Source organism: Enterobacter sp. Li2LvB3 (genome assembly GCF_056156645.1).
Window position 1 is genome coordinate 23,901 of the sequence record NZ_JBSICG010000021.1, and the last position, 25,360, is coordinate 49,260.

The 25,360-nt window shown below is 53.2% G+C and carries 24 protein-coding genes; 16 read left to right on the forward strand and 8 right to left on the reverse strand.

Features of this window, described 5'->3' with window-relative positions:
• The first annotated feature begins 104 nt into the window (after positions 1-104).
• Positions 105-1,046 (forward strand): pyrimidine-specific ribonucleoside hydrolase RihA, encoded by a 942-nt coding sequence (gene rihA, locus ACS603_RS17010; RefSeq protein WP_474944617.1) that lies wholly within the window; start codon positions 105-107, stop codon positions 1,044-1,046.
• Positions 1,047-1,100: 54 nt separating this feature from the next.
• Here rihA and ACS603_RS17015 read toward each other — a convergent pair whose 3' ends face one another.
• Complete coding sequence (locus ACS603_RS17015; protein WP_041162199.1) at positions 1,101-1,583, reverse strand: zinc ribbon-containing protein; 483 nt, start codon at positions 1,581-1,583, stop codon at positions 1,101-1,103.
• Positions 1,584-1,797: 214 nt separating this feature from the next.
• Between ACS603_RS17015 and leuS the strand changes: the two genes are divergently transcribed.
• From leuS to lipA, 14 genes are all read left to right on the forward strand, one after another.
• A complete protein-coding gene (gene leuS, locus ACS603_RS17020) occupies positions 1,798-4,380 on the forward strand; it encodes a leucine--tRNA ligase (protein WP_182060021.1) in 2,583 nt (860 codons plus the stop codon).
• A 14-nt stretch (positions 4,381-4,394) separates the two neighbouring features.
• Positions 4,395-4,964 carry an LPS assembly lipoprotein LptE gene (lptE, locus tag ACS603_RS17025; RefSeq protein WP_182060020.1) on the forward strand — a complete coding sequence of 190 codons (570 nt, stop codon included), beginning with the start codon at positions 4,395-4,397 and terminating at the stop codon, positions 4,962-4,964.
• Entirely contained in the window at positions 4,964-5,995 is a 1,032-nt protein-coding gene (gene holA, locus ACS603_RS17030) for a DNA polymerase III subunit delta (RefSeq protein ID WP_315688115.1), read from the forward strand. The genes lptE and holA overlap by 1 nt, the downstream gene beginning before the upstream one ends.
• Positions 5,988-6,653, forward strand: coding sequence for a nicotinate-nucleotide adenylyltransferase (nadD, locus tag ACS603_RS17035; protein ID WP_182060018.1), 666 nt, complete (start codon positions 5,988-5,990; stop codon positions 6,651-6,653). Before holA ends, nadD begins: the two co-directional genes overlap by 8 nt.
• 269 nt (positions 6,654-6,922) lie before the next feature.
• The gene (rsfS, locus tag ACS603_RS17040; protein ID WP_182060017.1) at positions 6,923-7,240 is read left to right on the forward strand and encodes a ribosome silencing factor; all 318 of its coding nucleotides are present in this window, start codon (positions 6,923-6,925) and stop codon (positions 7,238-7,240) included.
• Between the two features lie 3 nt (positions 7,241-7,243).
• The gene (gene rlmH / locus ACS603_RS17045; RefSeq protein ID WP_014069327.1) at positions 7,244-7,711 is read left to right on the forward strand and encodes a 23S rRNA (pseudouridine(1915)-N(3))-methyltransferase RlmH; all 468 of its coding nucleotides are present in this window, start codon (positions 7,244-7,246) and stop codon (positions 7,709-7,711) included.
• 28 nt (positions 7,712-7,739) lie between these two features.
• A complete protein-coding gene (mrdA, locus tag ACS603_RS17050; RefSeq protein WP_182060016.1) occupies positions 7,740-9,641 on the forward strand; it encodes a peptidoglycan DD-transpeptidase MrdA in 1,902 nt (633 codons plus the stop codon).
• 2 nt (positions 9,642-9,643) lie between these two features.
• Complete coding sequence (gene mrdB, locus ACS603_RS17055) at positions 9,644-10,756, forward strand: peptidoglycan glycosyltransferase MrdB (RefSeq protein ID WP_182060015.1); 1,113 nt, start codon at positions 9,644-9,646, stop codon at positions 10,754-10,756.
• 16 nt (positions 10,757-10,772) lie between these two features.
• Entirely contained in the window at positions 10,773-11,882 is a 1,110-nt protein-coding gene (gene rlpA / locus ACS603_RS17060; RefSeq protein WP_315688114.1) for an endolytic peptidoglycan transglycosylase RlpA, read from the forward strand.
• A 139-nt stretch (positions 11,883-12,021) separates the two neighbouring features.
• Positions 12,022-13,233 carry a D-alanyl-D-alanine carboxypeptidase DacA gene (dacA, locus tag ACS603_RS17065; protein WP_182060013.1) on the forward strand — a complete coding sequence of 404 codons (1,212 nt, stop codon included), beginning with the start codon at positions 12,022-12,024 and terminating at the stop codon, positions 13,231-13,233.
• A gap of 106 nt (positions 13,234-13,339) precedes the next feature.
• A complete protein-coding gene (gene ybeD / locus ACS603_RS17070; protein ID WP_182060012.1) occupies positions 13,340-13,603 on the forward strand; it encodes a DUF493 family protein YbeD in 264 nt (87 codons plus the stop codon).
• Between the two features lie 92 nt (positions 13,604-13,695).
• Positions 13,696-14,337, forward strand: a complete 642-nt coding sequence (gene lipB, locus ACS603_RS17075) for a lipoyl(octanoyl) transferase LipB (RefSeq protein ID WP_182060011.1) — start codon at positions 13,696-13,698, stop codon at positions 14,335-14,337.
• Positions 14,338-14,638: 301 nt separating this feature from the next.
• Positions 14,639-15,592, forward strand: coding sequence for a YbeF family transcriptional regulator (locus ACS603_RS17080; RefSeq protein ID WP_182060010.1), 954 nt, complete (start codon positions 14,639-14,641; stop codon positions 15,590-15,592).
• Between the two features lie 207 nt (positions 15,593-15,799).
• A complete protein-coding gene (gene lipA, locus ACS603_RS17085; protein WP_006809637.1) occupies positions 15,800-16,765 on the forward strand; it encodes a lipoyl synthase in 966 nt (321 codons plus the stop codon).
• An 83-nt stretch (positions 16,766-16,848) separates the two neighbouring features.
• On the opposite strand, the gene tatE is transcribed toward lipA, so the two are convergent.
• Positions 16,849-17,052 (reverse strand): twin-arginine translocase subunit TatE, encoded by a 204-nt coding sequence (tatE, locus tag ACS603_RS17090; RefSeq protein ID WP_014069320.1) that lies wholly within the window; start codon positions 17,050-17,052, stop codon positions 16,849-16,851.
• A gap of 126 nt (positions 17,053-17,178) precedes the next feature.
• Positions 17,179-17,967 carry a deaminated glutathione amidase gene (locus ACS603_RS17095; protein ID WP_182060009.1) on the reverse strand — a complete coding sequence of 263 codons (789 nt, stop codon included), beginning with the start codon at positions 17,965-17,967 and terminating at the stop codon, positions 17,179-17,181.
• A 67-nt stretch (positions 17,968-18,034) separates the two neighbouring features.
• Here ACS603_RS17095 and crcB point away from each other — a divergent pair, with 67 nt between their 5' ends.
• Positions 18,035-18,418 (forward strand): fluoride efflux transporter CrcB, encoded by a 384-nt coding sequence (gene crcB, locus ACS603_RS17100; protein WP_182060008.1) that lies wholly within the window; start codon positions 18,035-18,037, stop codon positions 18,416-18,418.
• 220 nt (positions 18,419-18,638) lie between these two features.
• On the opposite strand, the gene cspE is transcribed toward crcB, so the two are convergent.
• The 5 genes from cspE to ACS603_RS17125 form a co-directional block, all read right to left on the reverse strand.
• The gene (gene cspE / locus ACS603_RS17105; protein ID WP_000034825.1) at positions 18,639-18,848 is read right to left on the reverse strand and encodes a transcription antiterminator/RNA stability regulator CspE; all 210 of its coding nucleotides are present in this window, start codon (positions 18,846-18,848) and stop codon (positions 18,639-18,641) included.
• Between the two features lie 190 nt (positions 18,849-19,038).
• Positions 19,039-19,614, reverse strand: coding sequence for a lipid IV(A) palmitoyltransferase PagP (gene pagP, locus ACS603_RS17110; RefSeq protein WP_395677960.1), 576 nt, complete (start codon positions 19,612-19,614; stop codon positions 19,039-19,041).
• 163 nt (positions 19,615-19,777) lie between these two features.
• Positions 19,778-22,894 carry an efflux RND transporter permease subunit gene (locus ACS603_RS17115; protein ID WP_474944618.1) on the reverse strand — a complete coding sequence of 1,039 codons (3,117 nt, stop codon included), beginning with the start codon at positions 22,892-22,894 and terminating at the stop codon, positions 19,778-19,780.
• Positions 22,891-24,096: an efflux RND transporter periplasmic adaptor subunit gene (locus ACS603_RS17120; protein WP_315688112.1), complete on the reverse strand. Its 1,206-nt coding sequence runs from the start codon at positions 24,094-24,096 to the stop codon at positions 22,891-22,893. Before ACS603_RS17120 ends, ACS603_RS17115 begins: the two co-directional genes overlap by 4 nt.
• Positions 24,093-25,349: a TolC family protein gene (locus ACS603_RS17125; protein WP_474944619.1), complete on the reverse strand. Its 1,257-nt coding sequence runs from the start codon at positions 25,347-25,349 to the stop codon at positions 24,093-24,095. The genes ACS603_RS17120 and ACS603_RS17125 overlap by 4 nt, the downstream gene beginning before the upstream one ends.
• Positions 25,350-25,360: the final 11 nt, after the last annotated feature.

The following is a 25,360-nucleotide window of genomic DNA, read 5'->3' on the forward strand; positions in this document are numbered from 1 at the left end:
TCTGCGGATTGCGCACTGCTTCACGCTTTACATCTCTTCTTCTCGTCGGCCTCACATTGCAGCGTTACCCTTGTCACAAAATAACGCTAAAAATGGAGAACTCTATGGCACTGCCAATCATTCTCGATTGCGATCCAGGTCATGATGACGCGATCGCCCTCGTCCTTGCTCTTGCCTCCCCTGAACTGGACTTAAAAGCTGTCACCTCGTCGGCCGGAAACCAGACCCCGGATAAAACCCTGCGTAACGTGCTGCGGATGCTTACGCTGTTAAAACGCACGGATATTCCAGTGGCAGGCGGTGCAGTTAAGCCGCTGATGCGCGAGTTGATCATTGCCGACAATGTGCACGGTGAATCAGGGCTTGACGGCCCGGCACTGCCAGAACCAGGATTTGCACCGCAAAACTGCACGGCCGTTGAGCTGATGGCAAAGGTACTGCGTGAAAGTGCTGAACCCGTCACGCTGGTGGCAACTGGCCCGCAAACCAACGTCGCGCTGCTCTTAAACGGCCACCCGGAACTGCATAAGAAAATCTCCCGCATTGTGATTATGGGAGGTGCGATGGGGCTTGGTAACTGGACGCCTGCGGCGGAGTTCAACATCTTTGTCGACCCGGAAGCAGCAGAGATTGTCTTCCAGTCGGGTTTACCGATTGTGATGGCGGGGCTGGATGTTACCCACCGGGCGCAGATTATGGCTGACGACATTGAGCGCTTCCGTGCAGTGGGTAATCCGGTCGCGATAACCGTGGCCGAGCTGCTTGATTTCTTTATGGAGTATCACAAAGCCGAGAAATGGGGATTCCAGGGAGCGCCACTGCACGACCCTTGCACCATTGCCTGGCTGCTGAAGCCTGAGATGTTCACTACTGTGGAACGCTGGGTGGGCGTGGAAACTGCGGGGAAATATACTCAGGGGATGACGGTGGTAGATTACTATTCGCTGACCGGAAATAAACCGAATACGACACTGATGGTGGATATCGATCGGGAAGCGTTTGTGAATTTGCTGGCGGAGAGGCTGGCTTATTTTTCTGCGGCCTGATGCCCTCACCCTAGCCCTCTCCCACAGGGAGAGGGAACAAACCAGCGCTTTTACCTATGGCTCAAACGGGCGGCGCTGGAACTGATCGTGCCCGCATTTTGGGCAACGCGGCAGCACATCAGGTGTATAAACCGCAATATGGTGATGGCACTTCTCACACACCAGATTTCCCAGCCCCACCACTTCACCACTGTGATATACACCATGGTGGTTGAGATCCTGAAACACCTCACGCCACTCCAGCTGTGTTTTGTCAGTGATATCGACCAGTTCCTGCCACAGGCTCTCTTTAATCACGCGCATAAAAACGCTGTCTGTGATTTCGTCCTGGCTCTCTTCATAGCTGCGCGCAAACTCTTCCAGATCGCGCCGCACAGCACGTGTTACCTCATCCACTTCCGTTCGCGTTAACTCACCCGTTTGCATCACTCTTACTCGCGCCTGTTCAACCAGCGCATCAATATCTCTTTCACCATTACGCAGGCGTTCCGTGAGTGTGGCAACCAGTTCGCGGTAAAATTGAGCAACCTTGTTCATCATTTTGCCTCCCGGGTAAGTAACTATCTCTAATAGTAGACCTTATTTCATCGCCGCTTTGCCAGGTACAGCACAGACCCGGTAAATTCCTGCAAAGCGCATTTGCGTGAAAGGCTGTTTTGACGCGGGCGTTTGGGCTATGCTATGCGGATCTGAGATACCACATCCATTGGCTACATTTGTAGCTGTATTGAAAACAGGACCACTGGCTGCCATGCAAGAGCAATACCGCCCGGAAGAGATAGAATCTAAAGTCCAGCAACACTGGGACGAGAAGCGCACTTTTGAAGTCACCGAAGACGAGAGCAAAGAGAAGTATTACTGCCTGTCGATGCTTCCCTATCCTTCTGGCCGACTACACATGGGCCACGTGCGTAACTACACCATCGGTGATGTGATTGCGCGTTACCAGCGCATGTTGGGTAAAAACGTTCTGCAACCTATCGGCTGGGATGCATTCGGCCTGCCTGCTGAAGGTGCTGCGGTCAAAAACAACACCGCGCCAGCGCCGTGGACCTACGACAACATCGCTTACATGAAAAACCAGCTCAAAATGCTGGGCTTTGGTTACGACTGGAGCCGCGAGCTGGCAACCTGCACCCCGGAGTACTACCGCTGGGAGCAAAAATTCTTCACCGAGCTGTACAAAAAAGGCCTGGTGTACAAGAAGACCTCTGCCGTTAACTGGTGTCCGAACGACCAGACCGTTCTGGCGAACGAACAGGTTATCGATGGCTGCTGCTGGCGTTGTGACACCAAAGTTGAGCGTAAAGAGATCCCGCAGTGGTTTATCAAAATCACCGCCTACGCTGACGAACTGCTGAATGACCTGGATAATCTGGATCACTGGCCAGATACCGTTAAAACCATGCAGCGCAACTGGATCGGTCGCTCTGAAGGTGTGGAAATCACCTTCAACGTTGAAAACTACGATCAGACGCTGACCGTCTACACCACTCGCCCGGATACCTTCATGGGCGCGACCTACCTGGCGGTTGCCGCAGGTCACCCTCTGGCGCAGAAAGCCGCCGAAAACAACCCGGTACTGGCTACCTTCATCGACGAATGCCGCACAACTAAAGTGGCCGAAGCCGACATGGCAACGATGGAGAAAAAAGGCGTCGATACTGGCTTTAAAGCGATTCACCCACTGACTGGCGAAGCTATCCCAGTCTGGGCGGCAAACTTCGTTCTGATGGAATACGGCACAGGTGCAGTGATGGCCGTTCCGGGCCACGATCAGCGCGACTACGAGTTTGCATCCAAATACGGTCTGTCCATCAAGCCTGTCATTCTGGCGGCTGACGGTTCAGAACCTGATCTGTCCGCACAAGCACTGACCGAAAAAGGCACCCTGTTTAACTCTGGTGAATTCAGCGGCCTGAGTTTTGAAGACGGCTTCAACGCTATTGCCGACAAACTGACGGCGAAGGGTGTTGGCGAGCGTAAAGTGAACTTCCGTCTGCGCGACTGGGGCGTTTCCCGTCAGCGTTACTGGGGTGCGCCAATCCCAATGGTCACTCTGGAAGATGGTACTGTGCTGCCAACGCCAGAAGATCAACTGCCGGTTATTCTGCCGGAAGATGTGGTCATGGACGGCATCACCAGCCCGATCAAAGCCGATCCTGAGTGGGCGAAGACCACCGTGAACGGCCAGCCTGCGCTGCGTGAAACCGACACCTTTGACACCTTCATGGAGTCTTCCTGGTATTATGCGCGCTACACCTGCCCGCAGTATCAGGACGGGATGCTGGATTCGAAAGCTGCTAACTACTGGCTGCCGGTTGATATCTACATCGGTGGTATTGAACACGCTATCATGCACCTGCTCTACTTCCGCTTCTTCCATAAGTTGATGCGTGATGCAGGCCTGGTGAACTCTGATGAACCAGCAAAACAGCTGCTGTGTCAGGGCATGGTATTGGCTGACGCCTTCTACTATGTTGGCGTGAACGGCGAGCGTAACTGGGTTTCTCCGGTTGATGCCATCGTTGAGCGCGACGAGAAAGGCCGCATCGTGAAGGCGAAAGACGCCGAAGGTCATGAACTGGTTTATACCGGCATGAGCAAGATGTCCAAGTCCAAAAACAACGGCATCGACCCGCAGGTGATGGTTGAGCGTTACGGCGCAGACACCGTTCGTCTGTTCATGATGTTCGCATCCCCTGCAGATATGACCCTGGAATGGCAGGAATCTGGCGTAGAAGGTGCTAACCGCTTCCTGAAACGTGTCTGGAAACTGGTTTACGAGCACACCTCTCAGGGCGATGCACCTGCGCTGAACGCGGCGGCACTGAGCGACGATCAGCAGGCGCTGCGCCGTGATGTTCATAAAACTATTGCCAAAGTGACCGATGATATTGGTCGTCGTCAGACCTTCAACACCGCAATTGCGGCTATTATGGAACTGATGAACAAGCTGGCGAAAGCGCCACAGGAAGGCGAGCAGGATCGCGCGTTGATGCGTGAAGCGCTGCTGGCCGTCGTGCGGATGCTGAACCCGTTCACACCACACGCAAGCTTCACGCTGTGGCATGAACTGAAAGGCGAAGGCGATATCGACAACGCGCCGTGGCCGGTTGCCGACGAATCAGCCATGGTGGAAAACACTACGCTTGTGGTGGTGCAGGTAAACGGCAAAGTACGCGGTAAAATTACCGTGGCTGTTGATGCGACCGAAGAACAGGTTCGCGAGCGCGCGGGTCAGGAACATCTGGTTGCGAAGTATCTTGAGGGCGTTACCGTACGTAAGGTTATCTACGTACCAGGTAAACTGCTGAATCTGGTCGTTGGCTAAGCGCGGGAGGAAACGTGCGACAACTGGCAACAATACTCTTATCTCTGGCGGTGCTTGTCACCGCTGGTTGTGGCTGGCACCTGCGCAATACCACGGCAGTGCCTGCCCAGATGAAAACCATGATCTTCGATTCATCGGATCCAAACGGTCCGCTTAGCCGGGCAATTCGTAGCCAGCTGCGCCTGAACGGTGTTGAGCTTATCGAGAAAGGAACGCTGCGCCAGGATGTACCGTCTCTTCGTGTTCTGGGTATGACCCTGAGCAAAGACACGGCGTCTATCTTCCAGGACGGCCGTACCGCTGAGTACCAGATGGTGATGTCGGTAAACGCTGCTGTACTGATCCCGGGTAAAGACATTTATCCAATCAGCACGAAGGTCTACCGTTCGTTCTTTGATAACCCACAAACTGCGCTGGCAAAAGACGCCGAGCAGCAAATTATCATTAACGAAATGTACGACAAAGCAGCAGAACAGCTGATCCGTAAACTGCCTAGCATTGAGGCAACTTCTAAAGAAGGTGCTGATATCATCGATAAACCGGATGCCAATGCGCTGCCGGTTTCTACCTCGATGGGTAACTGATGATCAGGTTGTATCCTGAACAACTCCGCGCGCAGCTCAATGAAGGGCTGCGCGCGGCGTATCTGCTGCTCGGAAACGATCCGTTATTGCTTCAGGAAAGTCTTGATGCCGTCAAACAGACTGCGGCGGTGCAGGGCTTTGATGAACACCACACCTTCCAGCTTGATAACAACACAGACTGGAATGCCCTCTTCTCGCTTTGCCAGGCGATGAGCCTGTTCGCATCGCGCCAGACGATTCAGATCCTGCTGCCAGACAATGGTCCTAACGCGGCCATCAATGAACAACTGGCGACGCTGGTGAGTTTGTTACACAACGATCTGCTGCTGATTGTACGCGGCAATAAGCTGACCAAAGCTCAGGAAAACGCGGCATGGTTTACCCAACTCGCGTCGCACTCTGTGCTGATCACCTGTCAGACACCCGAACAGGCACATCTGCCGAAATGGGTTGCCGCGCGGGCAAAACAGCACAATCTCCAGCTGGATGATGCAGCCAATCAGCTGCTTTGCTACTGCTACGAGGGTAACCTGCTGGCACTGGCGCAGGCGCTGGACAGGCTTTCCTTGCTGTGGCCAGATGGCAAACTGACGCTGCCGCGCGTTGAGCAGGCAGTGAATGATGCCGCGCACTTTACCCCTTTCCACTGGGTTGATGCTCTGCTGTCGGCAAAGAGTAAACGCGCCCTGCATATTTTGCAGCAGCTGCGTCTTGAAGGCAGTGAGCCGGTTATCCTGCTGCGGACGGTTCAGCGCGAGCTGCTACTGCTGACCAACCTGAAACGTCAGTCTGCACATACGCCGCTGCGCTCCCTGTTCGACAAGCATCGCGTGTGGCAAAACCGCCGCGCCATGACCACTGAGGCGGTAAACCGCCTGAGTCATGAACAGCTTCGCCAGGCTGTGCAATTGCTGATGCGCGCCGAATTGACGCTAAAACAGGATTATGGCCAGTCAGTCTGGGCTGAGCTGGAAAGCCTTTCTCTGCTGCTTTGCCACAAGGCGCTGGCAGACGTTTTTATCGATGGATAATATGCATTCTCTTCAGGCACTGTATGGCGGCACCTTCGACCCGGTTCATTACGGGCATCTGAAACCGGTGGAAATACTGGCGAATCAGATAGGCTTGCAACGCGTGATAATCATGCCAAATAACGTTCCGCCACATCGCCCTCAGCCTGAAGCCACAAGCGAACAACGCAAAGAAATGCTGGCGCTGGCAATAGCGGATAAGCCGCTCTTTACGCTTGATGAACGGGAATTGCGCCGCGACACCCCCTCCTGGACATCCGAAACCTTGCAGGAATGGCGCGTCGAAAAAGGGCCGCATCAGCCCCTGGCGTTTATTATTGGACAGGATTCTCTGCTCAATTTCCCCAGCTGGCATAAGTACGAAACCATTCTGGAAAACAGTCATTTGCTGGTTTGCCGCCGTCCGGGTTATCCGCTGACTATGCGGGAAGAACAGCATCAGCAATGGCTGGAAGAACACCTGACAGACAATGTGGAAGATCTCCATAATCAGCCTGCCGGGAAGATTTATCTGGCAGAAACACCCTGGTTTGATATTTCGGCTACTATCATTCGCGAACGCCTGCAACAAGGGCTCGCCTGTGATGACCTGCTGCCAACGGCTGTTCTGGCATATATTCACCAGCATGGGCTGTATCAGAAAAGCACCGAAGAATAAGCATGATGCACGAAAAATCCTGTTATTCGCTATCCTGCCTTGACAGGCCTGACCATGCTGATATTCTCCGCTGCCAGACTTTCCCGCCGATCATTGCTTTACAGAAATTGTTTTACAAAAATGGCGATGCAATCTCAGGCGGAGGGTGGGATGATACCCGCCTTCAAAAGCCCGGCCGGTGACATTTGTCCCGACACAGGCGTCAGTTCAGGTATACTGTCTGGCCACGAATTTATAGTTGCACAATCTCACTCTCCCAGGGGGAAAACTTGCAGGGTAAAGCACTCCAGGATTTTGTTATCGACAAAATTGATGACCTGAAAGGTCAGGACATCATCACTATCGACGTTAAGGGTAAATCCAGCATCACCGACTGCATGATTATCTGCACCGGTACGTCTACTCGTCATGTGGTTTCGATTGCTGATCACGTTGTTCAGGAATCGCGTGCAGCAGGGCTGTTGCCGCTTGGCGTTGAAGGTGAAGCAACCGCTGACTGGGTAGTTGTCGACCTCGGTGATGTTATTGTCCATGTTATGCAGGATGAGAGCCGTCGCCTGTATGAGCTGGAAAAACTCTGGGGTTAATGCGTGAAGTTGCAGCTAGTAGCCGTCGGCACAAAAATGCCAGACTGGGTACAAACGGGTTTTACTGAATATCTGCGTCGTTTCCCGAAAGACATGCCGTTCGAACTGGTGGAGATCCCAGCAGGAAAGCGCGGCAAGAACGCTGATATCAAACGTATTCTCGAGAAAGAGGGCGAACTGATGCTGGCTGCCGCAGGCAAAAACCGCATCGTCACCCTCGATATTCCAGGTAAACCCTGGGATACGCCGCAACTGGCGCACGAGCTGGAGCGCTGGAAGCAGGATGGTCGTGACGTCAGTCTGTTGATTGGCGGGCCAGAAGGGTTATCCCCTGCCTGCAAAGCGGCAGCAGAACAAAGTTGGTCTCTCTCCGCGCTGACGCTTCCCCACCCGCTCGTACGGGTACTGGTGGCAGAAAGCCTGTACCGCGCGTGGAGCATTACTACCAACCACCCATATCACCGCGAGTAGTGACTGACCAGGGTAGATTAAGCAGCGGATGAAACTACAGAATTCTTTTCGCGACTATACGGCTGAGTCCGCGCTGTTTGTGCGCCGGGCGCTGGTCGCCTTTACGGGGATTTTGCTGCTTACCGGCGTGCTGATCGCCAACCTTTATAATCTGCAAATTGTCCGCTTTACCGATTACCAGACGCGTTCCAACGAAAACCGTATCAAACTGGTTCCTATCGCCCCGAGCCGCGGCATTATTTACGATCGTAACGGCACGCCACTTGCACTCAACCGCACCATCTACCAAATCGAGATGATGCCTGAGAAAGTGGACAATGTGCAGAATACGCTGGACGCGCTAAAAAGCGTTGTCGACCTTAACGATGACGATATCGCAACCTTCAAAAAAGAGCGCGCGCGTTCACACCGTTTCACCTCCATACCGGTAAAAACGAACCTGACAGAAGTCCAGGTTGCCCGTTTTGCGGTCAACCAGTACCGCTTCCCCGGTGTTGAAGTTAAAGGCTATAAACGCCGCTTCTACCCGTACGGCTCGGCCCTGACGCACGTTATTGGCTACGTATCCAAAATTAACGATAAAGACGTCGACAGGCTCGATAAAGACGGCAAGCTGGCAAACTACGCCGCAACGCACGATATCGGTAAGCTGGGGATTGAGCGCTATTACGAAGACGTCCTGCACGGCCAAACCGGTTATGAAGAAGTTGAAGTCAATAACCGTGGTCGCGTTATCCGCCAGTTGAAAGAAGTGCCCCCTCAGGCAGGACACGACGTTTACCTGACGCTCGATCTGAAACTGCAACAATATATCGAAACCCTGCTGGCAGGCAGCCGTGCTGCAGTTGTCGTGACCGACCCTCGCAGTGGCGGCGTCCTGGCGATGGTTTCTATGCCAAGCTACGACCCGAACCTGTTTGTCGACGGGATCTCCAGCAAGGACTACTCTGGCCTGCTGAACGATCCGAACACCCCGCTGGTAAACCGTGCAACCCAGGGTGTTTACCCTCCGGCATCAACGGTTAAACCGTATGTTGCCGTTTCGGCCCTGAGCGCGGGTGTCATTAACCGTAATACCAGCCTGTTTGACCCCGGCTGGTGGCAGTTACCAGGTTCCGATAAACGCTACCGTGACTGGAAAAAATGGGGCCACGGTCATCTGAACGTCACTAAAGCGCTGGAAGAATCGGCGGATACTTTCTTCTATCAGGTCGCCTATGACATGGGTATTGACCGGCTGTCACTGTGGATGAGTAAGTTCGGCTACGGGCATTACACCGGTGTTGACCTGTCGGAAGAGCGTTCTGGCAACATGCCAACCCGTGAGTGGAAGCTGAAGCGCTTTAAAAAACCGTGGTATCAGGGTGATACCATTCCTGTGGGTATCGGCCAGGGCTACTGGACGGCAACGCCGTTGCAGATGAACAAAGCGATGATGATCCTCATCAACGATGGCGTGGTAAAAGTGCCACACCTGCTCATGAGCACGGTGGAAGACGGTAAGAAAGTGCCGTGGAACCAGCCACATGAAGCGCCGGTTGGGGATATTCACTCTGGTTTCTGGGAGATCGCAAAAGACGGTATGTACGGCGTAGCCAACCGTCCGAACGGTACGGCCCATAAATACTTCGCCGGTGCGCCGTATAAAGTGGCAGCTAAATCAGGTACCGCGCAGGTATTTGGCCTGAAGGCGAACGAAACCTATAACGCGCACCGTATTGCTGAACGTCTGCGTGACCACAAGCTCATGACGGCGTTTGCCCCTTATGATAACCCGCAGGTTGCGGTGGCAATGATCCTGGAAAACGGCGGCGCAGGCCCGGCTGTTGGTACGATCATGCGCCAAATCCTCGACCATATTATGCTGGGTGACAACAACACTGAACTGCCGACTGAAAACCCGGCATCCGCAGCGACGGAGGACCAATAATCATGACGGATAATCCAAATAAAAAATCGCTGTGGGATAAAATCCACATCGACCCTGCCATGCTGCTGATCCTTCTGGCTCTGCTGTTCTACAGTGCTCTGGTTATCTGGAGCGCCAGCGGCCAGGATATCGGCATGATGGAGCGTAAAGTCGGCCAGATAGCGATGGGTCTGGTGATTATGGTCGTGATGGCGCAAATCCCGCCGCGCGTCTACGAAGGCTGGGCACCCTATCTGTATATTTTCTGTATTATCCTGCTGGTGGCGGTAGATGCCTTCGGTGCGATATCCAAAGGCGCGCAACGCTGGCTGGACCTGGGCATAGTCCGTTTCCAGCCGTCAGAGATAGCGAAAATCGCCGTCCCTCTGATGGTGGCACGCTTTATCAACCGCGACGTCTGCCCGCCTTCATTGAAGAACACCGCCATCGCACTGGCGTTAATCTTCCTGCCAACCTTGCTGGTTGCCGCACAGCCTGACCTCGGGACATCGATTCTTATCGTGCTTTCCGGTCTGTTTGTGCTGTTCCTGTCGGGTCTGAGCTGGCGCCTGATTGGTATCGCAGTGGTCCTGGTCGCGGCCTTCATCCCGATCCTCTGGTTCTTCCTGATGCATGATTACCAGCGCCAGCGCGTGATGATGCTTCTCGACCCGGAAACCGATCCCCTGGGCGCGGGCTATCATATTATTCAGTCGAAGATTGCAATTGGTTCCGGCGGTCTGCGCGGTAAAGGCTGGCTCCACGGCACGCAATCACAGCTTGAGTTCTTACCAGAACGCCACACCGACTTTATCTTTGCGGTTCTGGCGGAAGAGCTGGGGCTGGTTGGCATCTTAATCCTGCTGGCGCTCTACGTGCTGCTTATTATGCGCGGGCTCTGGATTGCGGCGCGCGCGCAAACCACGTTTGGCCGCGTGATGGCCGGCGGGTTGATGTTGATTTTATTCGTTTATGTCTTCGTAAATATTGGTATGGTGAGTGGTATTCTGCCGGTTGTAGGCGTACCGCTACCGCTGGTTAGTTACGGGGGCTCGGCACTGATCGTGTTGATGGCCGGGTTTGGTATCGTGATGTCGATCCATACCCACAGAAAAATGTTGTCCAAAAGCGTATAAAAATAAGGGGATCGCAATGCGTAAGCAGTGGCTGGGTATCTGCATCGCAGCAAGTTTGCTTGCAGCCTGTTCAAGTGATGATGGTCAGCAGCAGGCGACCGTCGCGCCGCCGCAGCCTGCGGTCTGTAACGGCCCGATTGTTGAAATCAGCGGCGCCGATCCAAGTTATGAGCCGCTGAACGCAACAGCAAATCAGGACTATCAGCGCGATGGCAAGAGCTACAAGATTGTGCAAGACCCGTCACGCTTTAGCCAGGCCGGTTTTGCTGCCATCTACGATGCTGAACCGGGTAGCAACCTGACGGCCTCTGGCGAAACGTTCGATCCCGCGCAGATCACCGCGGCACACCCGACGCTTCCAATCCCAAGCTATGCCCGTATCACGAACCTGGCAAATGGTCGCATGATTGTCGTGCGCATCAACGATCGTGGTCCTTACGGTAACGACCGTGTGATTTCACTGTCTCGCGCTGCCGCTGACCGTCTGAACACGTCTAACAACACCAAGGTGCGTATCGACCCTATCATCGTGGCGCAGGATGGTACGCTGTCTGGCCCGGGTACTGCCTGTACAACCGTTGCCAAACAGACCTATGCCCTTCCTTCACGCCCGGATTTAAGCGGTGGTATGGGTGGCGCGTCTTCTCCGGCAGAGCCTGCTGCACCGCAGGGTGAAGTCCGTGCAATCAGCAATGATACCTTGCAGAGCGATGACAGCACTGGCGCGCCAGTGAAGAGCAGTGGTTTTCTCGGTGCGCCAACAACCTTAGCGTCAGGTGTACTTGAAGGTAGCGAGCCAACACCCGCACCGGTCGTTGCTGCGCCGGTAACGCAACCCGCTGCGGTGACAGCGCCAGTGGCCACGCAAAGCGCGGAAGCTGCTGCGCCAGCTGCTGCAAGCGGTGGTTTTGTCGTTCAGGTGGGTGCGGTAAGTGACCAGGCGCGAGCGAAACAGTATCAACAGCGTTTGAGTCAGCAATTCAGCGTTCCTGGACGTGTTGAGCAAAATGGTGCAGTCTGGCGTATCCAGATGGGGCCGTTTGCCAGTAAATCACAGGCGTCCGCCCTGCAACAACGCCTGCAAAGCGAAGCGCAATTGCAATCGTTTATCGCTGTTGCGAAATAACTCATCGGCGGTATCCGAATTGTCGATTTGTGTAACTAACATTCACAAACTCGCACTGAAAGTCGGATGCCTGCCTGTATAGCATTTGCTATAGTAAGGCACTTTTTTTAATTCCATCACGGATGTCGTAGTTCTGACCATGAAGACCACTTTTTCTGCTCGTTTTGTGCAGCGCATGGCGCTGACCACGGCCCTTTGCGCAGCTGCACTTTCTGCGGCTCACGCCGATGACCTGAATATCAAGACCATGATCCCTGGCGTTCCGCAAATCGACGCGGAATCCTACATCCTGATCGATTACAACTCTGGCAAAGTTCTGGCAGAACAGAATGCCGACGCCCGTCGCGATCCCGCCAGTCTGACCAAAATGATGACCAGCTACGTTATCGGTCAGGCCATGAAAGCCGGTAAGTTCAAAGAAAGCGATCTGGTGACTATCGGTAACGATGCCTGGGCGACCGGCAACCCGGTGTTTAAAGGTTCATCCCTGATGTTCCTTAAACCTGGAATGCAGGTTCCTGTATCTCAGCTGATTCGTGGTATCAACCTGCAATCCGGTAACGATGCCTGTGTGGCAATGGCCGACTTTGCTGCCGGTAGCCAGGACGCGTTTGTTGGCCTGATGAACAGCTACGTGACCGCTCTGGGTCTGCAAAACAGCCACTTCCAGACCGTTCACGGCCTGGATGCTGATGGCCAGTACAGCTCCGCACGTGATATGGCGCTGATTGGTCAGGCGCTGATTCGCGACGTGCCTAACGAATACTCCATCTATAAAGAAAAAGAGTTTACCTTCAATGGTATCCGCCAGACCAACCGTAACGGTCTGCTGTGGGACAACAGCCTGAACGTAGACGGCATCAAGACCGGTCACACCGATAAAGCGGGTTATAACCTGGTTGCCTCTGCCACTGAAGGCCAGATGCGCCTGATTTCTGCCGTTATGGGTGGTCGCACCTTTAAAGGTCGTGAAACCGAAAGCAAAAAACTGCTGACCTGGGGCTTCCGTTTCTTCGAAACCGTGAACCCACTGAAAGCAGGTAAAGAGTTTGCTTCTGAGCCAGTCTGGTTTGGTGACAACGATCGTGCATCACTGGGCGTGGACAAAGATCTGTATCTGACCATTCCGCGCGGCCGAATGAAAGATCTGAAAGCCAGCTACGTGCTGAACAGCACTGAGCTCCATGCTCCGCTCCAGAAAAACCAGGTTGTGGGCACCATTAACTTCCAGCTGGATGGCAAAACCATCGATCAGCGCCCACTGGTGGTGTTGCAAGAAATTCCTGAAGGCAATTTCTTCGGCAAAATCATTGATTATATTAAATTGATGTTCCATCACTGGTTTGGATAAAAATTGAACACTTGAAAGTGTGATTTTGATCCCCATATACTAACTATCCTGATAACTCCCACCTGATGTGGGAGTTATTATTTTTTGACGTTACGCCGGAGCTGACATGAAAACCAAACTTAACGAACTGCTTGAATTCCCTACCTCATTTACTTACAAAGTAATGGGGCAGGCGTTGCCTGAGCTGGTTGATCAGGTGGTTGAAGTGGTACAGCGCCATGCGCCGGGCGACTACTCTCCGTCAGTAAAACCAAGCAGCAAGGGCAACTACCACTCGGTTTCTATTACCATCACTGCCACGCATATTGAGCAGGTTGAGACGCTGTACGAAGAGCTCGGCAATATCGAAATTGTTCGTATGGTGCTGTAGTCCCTTTGCGGTTACCCGGTTTGCCGGGTAACCCCTCTCCCCGCTGTGGTATAATCCCCTCATCTTTTCTCCCTGTCTTCGGAGACACAGTTTTGTACCAGGATAAAATTCTTGTCCGCCAACTCGGGCTGCAACCTTACGAGCCTGTCTCCCAGGCCATGCATGACTTCACCGATTCCCGCGATGAAACGACACCTGACGAAATCTGGCTGGTTGAACATCTTCCGGTGTTTACTCAGGGGCAAGCTGGCAAAGCAGAACATCTGCTGACGACCGGTGATATTCCAGTCATTCAGAGCGATCGCGGTGGGCAAGTCACCTATCACGGTCCGGGTCAGCAGGTGATGTATGTTCTTCTGAACCTGAAACGCAGAAAACTTGGCGTTCGTGAACTGGTCACTCTGCTGGAACAAACCGTGGTGAACACACTGGCGGAATACGGTATTGATGCCCATCCCCGGGCCGATGCGCCAGGCGTGTACGTTGGAGAAATGAAGATCTGTTCGCTGGGTCTGCGTATTCGTAAGGGCTGTTCGTTTCACGGGCTGGCGTTAAATATTAATATGGATCTCGCGCCGTTCTTACGTATCAACCCGTGTGGATATGCCGGAATGGAAATGACGCAAATGCGCCAGTGGGTCGAAACAGCCACACCTGATATTATTCGACCGGTGCTGTTGAACAACTTGTTAGCGCTACTTAACAATCCGCCCCACGAATATATCCCTGCTTAATATATCATACATGATGGCTTGATTATTTGACGAGCCATCACTTATTTACCGCTTTTACGCTTTACAATAATCCGCAGATTCTATATTTTCGAAGCGCCTGAACGCACCCGCATATTAGCGCTATAAATTATTTAGCCCACTACCTGAGATGATTGAGAGGCTCAGGTAGCTTGCGTGACAATCACACAACTGTTTGTTTTTGATAAACAAGTGACACCTACAAAACACTTTACGAATCTCTACAGGCATAATAAATAATTTCAACTATCATTCATATTGTGAATGAATACGGAGTGAAAGCGTGGAGTATAATAATTTACCAGCCAAACGCCTGAATGAACCCGGTAGTGAAGATAAACCGCAAATTTTTCGGACATTACGTAATATTGATCTCAATTTGCTGACTATTTTTGAGGCAGTTTATGTCCACAAGGGTATCGTTAACGCTGCGAAAATTCTTAATCTCACGCCCTCTGCAATTAGCCAGTCCATTCAGAAATTGCGCGCTATATTTCCCGATCCCTTATTTATACGTAAAGGCCAGGGCGTGACGCCTACGGCCTATGCGACTCACCTGCACGAGTACATCAGCCAGGGGCTGGAATCGATTCTGGGCGCGCTGGACCTGACGGGAAGCTATGACAAGCAAAGAACGATTACCATTGGTACATCGCCTTCTGTTGGCGTTCTGGTTCTGCCCATCATCTATCAGGCGGTGAAACAACACGCTCCACAACTGCTGCTACGTAATGTTCCCGTCAGTGAGCCTGAAATTCAGCTCGCGCAGTTTCAGACCGACCTGATAATCGACAGCAATAATTTTAACGCCAGAGCATTAGGGCAGAACGTTCTCTATGCTGATAGCCTGACGCTGGTATGTCGACAGCATCACCCGGCACTCAGTCAACCACTGACGCTGGAAAACTTACGTGGCTACGAGCATTCATCGTTCATGACCGAAGGGCAAAGCATGAACGTTCTTCGTCAGCGCTTAGACGAGCTTTTCCCGGAACGTCAGGTGAGCTTCAGCAGTTACAATATGTTTACGATGGCATCCCTGATTAGCAGCAGCGACATGCTTTGCGTTATGCCCGCCCGGCTGTACTCCTTACTGTGTAAATGCTGGCCACTGGAGAGTATCCCCTTACCGCAGCTGAACACTGAATCTGTTGAAATTTCCCTGCATTACAACAAACTCAGCCTGCGCGATCCGGTACTCGAAAACGTCATCAACGTCATCCGCCAGGCCTTCTGACAGGCTCATTCAGAACAAGCCCCTGCCGGGTGCGGGGCAAAAGGCACAAAACAACAACTATTTTACAATTTGGCGACCTGGCAGGCTGCTTTATCGACCGTTTCAATGATATACTGCCTGTCGTTCGTTCAAAAATAGTTGATAAATACAACATTCCCTTGAATTGAAACGCTTTCCTTCGATATTCGCAACTGGAACACGCACGCTATGAGTAAACCCATTGTGATGGAACGCGGTGTTAAATACCGCGATGCCGATAAAATGGCCCTTATCCCGGTTAAAAACGTGGCTACAGAGCGCGAAGCGCTGTTAAGAAAACCGGAATGGATGAAAATCAAACTTCCGGCTGACTCTTCGCGTATCCAGGGGATCAAAGCGGCGATGCGTAAAAATGGCCTTCACTCTGTGTGTGAAGAAGCCTCTTGCCCCAACCTTGCTGAATGTTTCAATCACGGCACAGCGACCTTTATGATTCTGGGTGCAATTTGTACCCGCCGCTGTCCGTTCTGCGACGTAGCGCATGGCCGCCCTGTTGCGCCTGACGCTAACGAACCGCAAAAACTGGCTCAGACGATTGCCGACATGGCACTGCGCTATGTGGTGATTACCTCTGTTGACCGTGACGATCTGCGTGATGGCGGTGCTCAGCACTTTGCTGACTGTATCACTGCTATCCGTGAGAAAAGTCCAAACATTAAAATCGAAACGCTGGTACCGGACTTCCGTGGACGCATGGATCGTGCGCTGGATATCCTGACCGCAACACCGCCGGATGTGTTCAACCACAACCTGGAAAACGTACCGCGTATCTACCGTCAGGTTCGCCCTGGTGCAGATTACAACTGGTCCCTGAAACTGCTGGAGCGTTTTAAAGAAGCGCACCCGCATATCCCGACCAAATCAGGCCTGATGGTTGGCCTCGGTGAAACCAATGCCGAGATCATTGAAGTGATGCGCGATCTGCGTCGTCATGGCGTAACCATGCTGACGCTGGGCCAGTATTTGCAGCCTAGCCGCCATCACCTGCCGGTACAGCGCTATGTTAGCCCGGATGAGTTCGATGAAATGAAAGCCGAAGCAATGGCAATGGGCTTTACCCATGCAGCCTGTGGCCCGTTTGTTCGCTCGTCATACCATGCTGATATGCAGGCGAAAGGCGAAGAAGTTAAATAAAATAGAAATATTTATTTACAGTTACGTCATAAAAAAACCGGCCATTGAGCCGGTTTTTTTTCGCAAGCCCTCAGGCATTGCTATTACTCTTTGTGAGAAAGCTTCTCAGCAGGGACGTCATCCTCGGCGCTTTTCTTCGCAGCCGCATCATCGTCATTCATCGCTTTTTTGAAGCCTTTAATTGCTGCCCCCAGGTCACCGCCCAGTGTGCGTAACTTCTTGGTACCAAACAGCAGGACGACCAGTGCGGCAACCACCAGCAGTTTGGTAATACTAATCTCACCCATAGATACCTTCTTTACATAAAACAGGCTGCATTCAGCGCCAAAAACCTGATCTTATTAACGGTCATTTGACGCGCGCACACAATAGCAATCTGTAACAAGGTGAATCAAGCATTGTTGAAAAAAACATCAGAATAATTGCGGTGGCGCAAACCGACGATTTTGCAGAACGGGTAACTGCTGGCGCGCAAGAGAAATTCTGGCTGAAAATATCTCGGCCATCAGCAACGTCGGTGCTTCCGCAGCTGCAGCGACCGTCACCCCCAGCGGATCAACAACCCGGCTCTGGCCAATATTCTTATTCCCGCACTCCCCGGCAGCCACAATATAACAGGTGGTATCGAGCGCACGGGCGGCAAGCAGCGTCGCCCAGTGGTGCTCTTTAAGCGGGCCTTTTACCCACGCCGCAGGCAATACCAGCACATCAGCCCCTTTAAGGGCGAGGCTCATCGCCATCTCAGGAAAGCGAACATCGTAGCAGGTCATCAATCCGATGTTCATGCCGTCGATGTTAATCAATGGCGGAATGATATCTCCAGGGTCAACCAGGCGTGACTCCTGAATGCTGAACGCATCGTAGAGATGTAATTTAGCGTAGCTCGCGATAATCGCACCTTCACGGATCGCCACAAGGGTGTTCACTGCCCTTCCCGGCGAAGACGGAACATGGATTGTCAGAACTGTGGTCAGTTGATTACCCGCACTTTCCTGAAGCAACAGCCGCAAAAAGCCGCCATCCAGCGGCTGAGCTGATTTCACTGACATATCTGGGTCGTTATCATCACGTGCCAGCAGCGCTTCAGGGAGCACCAGCAACAACGCCCCCTTTTGCTGAGCCTGAGCCATCAGGGCCACGCATTTTTGCGCATTCTCTTCCCAGCGTGGCGTTACCGCAAACTGCCCAACCGCAACATACATATTTGTCCCCTACTCATAATCAGCGTTAAACTTGATGCTCTTACACATCAAATAGCAGGTATTTAGCGTGTTACAACTACTTTTAGCCGTTTTTATTGGTGGTGGTACAGGGAGCGTTGCGCGATGGTTCTTAAGTATGCGGTTTAATCCCATGCATCAGGCGATCCCCATGGGTACGCTTGCTGCTAACCTGATTGGTGCATTTATCATTGGTATGGGGCTCGCCTGGTTCAACCGAATGACGCATATCGACCCGGTGTGGAAGGTTTTGATCACCACCGGTTTCTGTGGCGGTCTGACAACATTCTCTACTTTCTCTGCCGAGGTGGTGTTCCTGTTCCAGGAAGGCCGATTCACCTGGGCATTGACGAACATTGCAATCAACATGCTGGGTTCGTTTGCGATGACGGCTATCGCATTTTGGTTATTTTCCTCAGCCAGCCCGCAATAACGTCGGGAGCGTTAATGTTGGCTTAACTTTTCTCTGTCACTCTGGTTGCAATACTGAACGAGGGTGACGGAATGAAAGACAGTTTGATGAGCGCAGGAATGGTGTTGCTGAGCGTGCTGATCATCGCCAGCTTCCTGAAAATCTATTTTCTTGGCTGATTCAAAACGAAAAAAAACCCGCTCAGAGAGCGGGTTTTGAAATTCTTGCTGACGCGTCTGAATTACAGAGCGATTACGTTAGCAGCAGAAGGGCCTTTGGCACCGTTAGTGATTTCAAACTCAACGCGCTGACCTTCAGCCAGGGTTTTGAAACCATTAGTCTGGATTGCAGAGAAGTGTACGAACACGTCTTTGCTGCCATCTTCTGGAGTAATGAAACCGAATCCTTTGGACTCATTAAACCACTTAACGTTACCTTTAATCTTAGACATCAAAATTACCTTTACATTAAAAAACGACACAAATGCTGTGTCGGGTATCAGTACAACAATTGTGGGACGTTTTGTCCAGCGGTTCTTTGATAAAAAGTGACAAAAGTCGCGTTAATTTTCACTGAAGGATTTTTATCCTTTATGATTCAAAGACAGTACGTTTATTCACCAGCACGTAAAGTTTTTTCAGTTAAAACTGAAAACGCATCCACGCGAAGTAAACGTTACCGTTGTTATAAGTTCCTGGAATATACGTCATCTGGAACGTTGCAGGACCGTAACCAATGGACGCCAGCGGCAAGATCACCGGAATAGGGATGTAATTCCAGTTATCGCGCGCAGTGACCCCTGCGGTGTAGCCCAGACCCACGTGGAAGTTATCGTCTGCTAACGGTCGCCAGGTTTTCTCCCAACCGTAGCCGCCAATCGGTTCCCACTTGTTAAAGGAATCTTTAAAGGCCATCAGGTAGATGCCGTGCCAGTTCCCTTTTTCGTCCCAGCGCGACTGGCCAAAACCTGCCCCCCACGGACGTTCGTTGTATTTGTCTGTTTTTTCTTTGTCATACGCAAAACGTGCGTGCCACGTTATGGTCGGAATATAAAGATCATAGTGCTCTGGCTCCTTCCAGGTTTGTGCGACGTTATCCGTAAAAGTTGAGAACCAACCCTTATCCGTCGCGCTTTCTTCTGCCATGGCACCAGAAGAAAATGTTAACAACCCAAAAATAAACAATAAAATCAAGGAAAAATTATTTCGTACGATCACAATGCAATTACCATTCTTAGTATTCGGGGCAAAGTTTACCATAGAATAGTTGAATGGTGACTTAACGATATCAGCGTTATTCCTAATTAATGCCACTTATACTGGGAATATTCCGAAGTTACATTATCCTGTATGCCTGAATAAGCGCATACAGGATGCATATTTAACGTCGATGTAACAACTTATAGAGTGCAGGAATAACCAGCATTGACAGCAACGGCGCAGTTACCATCCCACCTATCATAGGCGCAGCGATGCGTTGCATCACCTCCGAACCGCTGCCGCCCCCCCACATAATGGGTAGCAACCCCGCCATGATGGTGGCAACGGTCATCACTTTCGGGCGGACACGAAGCACCGCACCTTCATGGATAGCCCGCATAACCATCGCACTCCCGCCGTCAGGCTCCCGCAGACGATACTTATCCAGCGCATGATTTAAATAGAGGACCATTATTACCCCGAATTCCGCCGCGACACCGGAAAGTGCTATAAATCCTACCGCCCCCGCCACCGACAGATTATATTCAAGCAGCCACAGCAACCACACTCCCCCAATAAGTGCAAAAGGTAATGTCCCCATTATTATCAGGACATCTGACACGCGTTTAAAGGTTAGCCAGAGCAGTATAAATATAATCATGAGGGTAACTGGCAGGACTATTTTTAGCTTTGCCGTTGCCCGTTCAAGATATTCGAATTGCCCGGACCAGGAGAGCGACACCCCCTGCGGTAAAACGACCTGCTCCGCCACCCGCTTTTGCATTTCATCTACCGCTGACTTCAGATCACGCCCGCGCAAATCGACATAAATCCAGTTAGACAGCCGCGCATTTTCGCTTTTTAACATTGGCGGTCCTTCCGTCACCACAATATCCGCCAACTCGCCAAGCGCAATCTGGCTGCCGTTCGCGGCAATCACGGGTAAGACGCGCAGTTTATCCACATTATCGCGAAGGTCGCGTGGATAACGCAGGTTGATGGGATAACGTTCACGTCCCTGAATGACTTCTCCAATGTTATCGCCCCCCACTAACGTAGAGACCATACTTTGCAGCTCATCGACGGACACGCCATATCGCGCAGCCTTTTGCCTGTCGATACGAATATCCACATAGCGCCCGCCAGCCAGACGTTCCGCCAGGGCCGAGGTGACGCCAGGCACCTGCTTCACCACCTGTTCAATCTGCTGGGCGACCCGCTCGATATCCACGATATTATTGCCGTTCACCTTTATGCCTACCGGGCTTTTTATCCCGGTGGCCAGCATATCCAGCCGGTTACGGATAGGCGGCACCCACACGTTAGCAATTCCGGGTACGGACACCGTTTTGTCCAGCTCCTCTACCAGTTTTTGCGTTGTCATTCCGTGGCGCCACTGAGCGCGGGGTTTAAAGTGGATGGTCGTTTCCAGCATGGTGAGCGGTGCCGGATCGGTTGCCGATTCCGCCCTTCCGGCCTTACCAAATACGCTTTCCACTTCCGGCACGCTTTTAATCAACCGGTCTGTTTGCTGCAATAACCGCGATGCTTCCCGGGCGGAAATCCCCGGTAACGTGGATGGCATGTACAGCAAATCCCCTTCATCCAGAGGCGGCATAAACTCACTTCCCAGCCGGCTTAGCGGCCAGAGGGTCGCCACTAAAAGCGCAAACGCCAGCATCAGTGTGGTTTTCGGAAACGAGAGCACCTTATCCAGCAAAGGTTCATACAGGCGAATCAGTACCCGGTTGATGGGGTTGGCTTTTTCGTCAGGGATCTTGCCGCGAATAAAATAGCCCATCAGCACCGGCACCAGGGTAATGCCAAGCCCTGCCGCCACCGCCATTGACCAGGTTTTGGTAAACGCCAACGGGGAAAACATTCGCCCCTCCTGCGCCTCAAGCGAAAACACCGGAATGAACGACAAGGTGATGATAAGCAGACTACAAAACAGCGCCGGACCAACTTCCACGGCGGCACGCTCCGCAAGGTGCCAGTAATCCCCGGACGACGGTGTTTTATCCGGGTTATCATGTCGCCATTGCTCCAGCACTTTATGCATGTTTTCAATCATGACAATCGCGGCATCGACCATCGCCCCGATAGCAATGGCGATCCCGCCAAGCGACATGATGTTCGCGTTGATCCCCTGATAGTGCATCACCACGAATGCCCCCAGGATCCCCAGCGGCAAAGAGACAATAGCCACCAGCGCCGAGCGGAAATGGAATAAAAACAGCGCACAAACCACCACCACGACCGCAAACTCTTCAAGCAGCTTATGCGTCAGCGTCTTAACCGACTCTTCAATCAGGGTTGAGCGGTCATAGACCGGTACAATTTCCACACCCTCTGGCAACGTTTTCTGCAATTCACTGAGCTTTGCTTTCACCGCGTGAATGGTGTCCAGCGCATTCTGCCCATAGCGCATCACGACCACGCCCCCGGCAACCTCACCCTCACCATTCAGTTCCGCCACACCCCGGCGGATCTCCGGGCCAAATCCAATGGTCGCAACGTCTTTTAACAGGACAGGCACACCGTCCCGGCTGGTGATCACCACGTTGCGAAAATCATCCAGCGACCGCAAATAGCCGGTGGTTCGCACCATATATTCGGCCTCTCCCATTTCCAGCAATGCGCCGCCACCCTCTTTGTTCGCAGCCTGCACCGCGCTGGAGAGCTGGCTGTGCGTAATGTTCAGCGCGCGCATCCTGGCAGGATCAGCGACAATCTGGTACTGGCGCACCATCCCGCCAATGCTGGCGACTTCCGACACGTTCGGTACGGTTTTAAGTTCAAACTTCAGCGTCCAGTCCTGGATAGCTCGCAGGTCTGCCAGACTGTGTTTTCCACTGCGATCGACAAGAGCGTACTCGTAAATCCAGCCAACCCCGGTGGCGTCTGGCCCCAGCGAGACTTTAACCCCCGCCGGAAATTGCGACTGCACCTGGCTTAAATACTCCAGTACACGGGAGCGAGCCCAGTACAAATCCGTGCCATCTTCAAACAGCACGTAGACATAGGCATCACCAAACATGGAAAAGCCGCGCACCGTTTTAGCCCCAGGCACAGAGAGCATCGAGGTGGTCAGCGGCCAGGTGACCTGATCCTCTATCACCTGCGGCGCTTTGCCGGGATAGCTCGCTTTGACGATAACCTGCACATCAGAGAGATCGGGAAGCGCATCCAGCGGCGCGCGTTGCACTGCCCACCAGCCCCACCCGGCCATGATCAGCGCAGCCAGGATCACCAGCAGACGGTTACGTAAGGAGGCACGAATCACCGCAGCAATCATTGGGTCACCTCCGGCATCACGCTGCGCAGATTCGCTTCTGAATCAATCAGGAACTGACCAGAGGTGACAACTTCATCCCCCGCTTTCAGGCCCGATGTGATCTCCGTCCAGCCCTGGGCAGTCAACCCTGTTTTGACATTGACCGGGCGGAAATAACCGTCCCCGGTAGCCAGCAGCAGACGTGTAGATTCCCCGCTGTTGATGACCGCTTCTTCAGGTACGGCAAGGGCTGGCGGACGTTGTGCTGCCTGGGCGCGCGATACGCTGAGATACATTCCGGGTTTTAATTTCTGCCCGGCGTTGTTCAGCACGATGCGTGCTTTCAGGGTGCGCGTGGTGGTTTCCATCTGCGGGAGTAGCTCACTGACCGTGCCGTGGAATTGCTCGCCCGGCCAGCTCTGTGTCGTGGCAACCACTTCAGTGCCTACGCTCAGGGATTGCGCCTGCGTTTGCGGGTAGTCAATAACCAGCCACACCGGGTCAAGACTGGCGATTTCGAACAGCGGGGCCGTTGCCGTAATCTGCGCACCCTCGCGCACATCCAGCTTAACGACATATCCTGCTTTCGCCGCCCGAAGTGTCAGCGTGGTTTGCGGTTTTCCGCTTCGTTCCAGCGCCCGGATCACCTCCTCCGGCATAAATTGCAGCGCCAGTCGCTCACGTGCGGCGCGTGTCAACCCGGCGTCACCAAGCTGACGGACGGCCAGATACTCCTGTTGTGCGGTAGTCCATTGTGGGATCCAGAGCTGCGCCAGCGCTTCATTGGCTTTCACCTGCTGCTGTGGGGCGTTGACATACAACTGTTTCACCACGCCGTTGGCGGGCGCCGAAACCACGGTCACCCCCCGCTCATCCGTTGATACCGTGGCAAAAGCGGAGAATGGGACATTCAGCTGATGTAGCTGCGCTTTCGTTGTCTTCATGCCCAGGTTTTGTTGCTGCTGCGCACTGATCCCAACACCGGACGCAGCCTTTTCTTCATCGGCATAGCGCGGCACCAACTGCATATCCATAAAGGGTGATTTCCCGGGCTTATCAAAACGCTGTCCGGGCATCATGGGATCGTACCAGTAAAGCACTTTACGCTCAGTGGGCTGCGACTGCGCCACAGGTTGATGAGACTGCTTTTGCCCCACAAAATACCCGCCCCCGGCCGCCACTAACACCGCAATCGCAACTGCGGATAAGGTCGTTGTTTTCATTTTGCCAGCTCCTGTGGGATCAGCCATTGGATCGCCGCCCAGTTCCGCGCCATCTCGCGCTCCGCCTGATTCGCCGCGAGCTCCGTATCCAGTACGCTTCGGCGCGCCTCCAGTAATGCAGGCAGTTCTGACTGCCCCGAACGATATTGCGCCGTCATCACCTCCAGCCGTTGGCGCTGTAACGGGAGGATCTCCTCGCTCTGGCGCTGCCATAAGGTTTGCGCCGCCTGATACTGCGCCACCAGCGACTGCACCTGCGCGATATGCTCACGTTTAATCAGCGTGAGTTGGTCTACCGCCTGCATCGACCGGGAGACATCAGCGGCATAATCTTTGTCCTGCCTTTTGGACTGGAAGATCGGTAAATCAACGCTGAACATGACCCCTGCCATATCGTCATACCCTTCAGCACGATGGGCGTAGAACACCTCAACATCCACGTCAGGTATGGCGGCGATGGCCGATTGTGCAGAACGGGCTTTCGCGGTGTCGGCCTCCCGTCGGGCGGCTTCCACTTCCGGGTGTTGGACTATCCCCTCTTCCAGCGTTTTTTCATCGGCGGGGAGCCGCTGGTAACGTGGCAAAGGCCCGCTCACATCGGTGATTGATTGCCCCGTCAGCTGAAACAGGCGGCTTTGTGCCAGTTGCACATCGCGCTGAGCAAGCGTCTCTTTATCGCGCATTGCGCTCAGGGTCATTTGCAGCGCCAGTACGCTGTCTGGCGTAGAACTGCCCGCCCCTACGCTTGCCTTTTGCACACCGCGCTGACGCCCGGTTTCGCTGACCAGCGCTTTCGCTTTTTTCAGCGCCTGCTGCGTTAACGCCAGTTCGAGCCAGGCCTGAGCGGTATCACGCTGAAGTGCCGCGCGGATAGCCTCCCCTTTTGCCAGCACGCCTCGCGCCTGCGCCTGGAAGGTTTGCGCTTTACGTTCGCGTTTTTCTGAACTGACATAGCTCTGCATGATGCCAATTTTTTGCATGGTCATGCCTTCACGCGTCAGACGCCTGTCGTTGTTCCCCTGTACTGGCACGTTTTCAATACCAAACTTCAGTTTGGGGTCGGGTAGTTGGGTCGCGGAATCCGCCATCGCATCCAGCGCCTGTGCTTCATTACGGCTGGCAGATAGCTCCGCGGAATAGCGTTGCGCTTCGGTCAGGGTTTGGTCGAGCGTCCACGGCTCTGCCTGTACGGCTGAGCTGAGTAACCCGAACATCACCCCACCGAGCCATAGGCCCAGTGTGTGTTGTTTCATGAAGTCCTCGC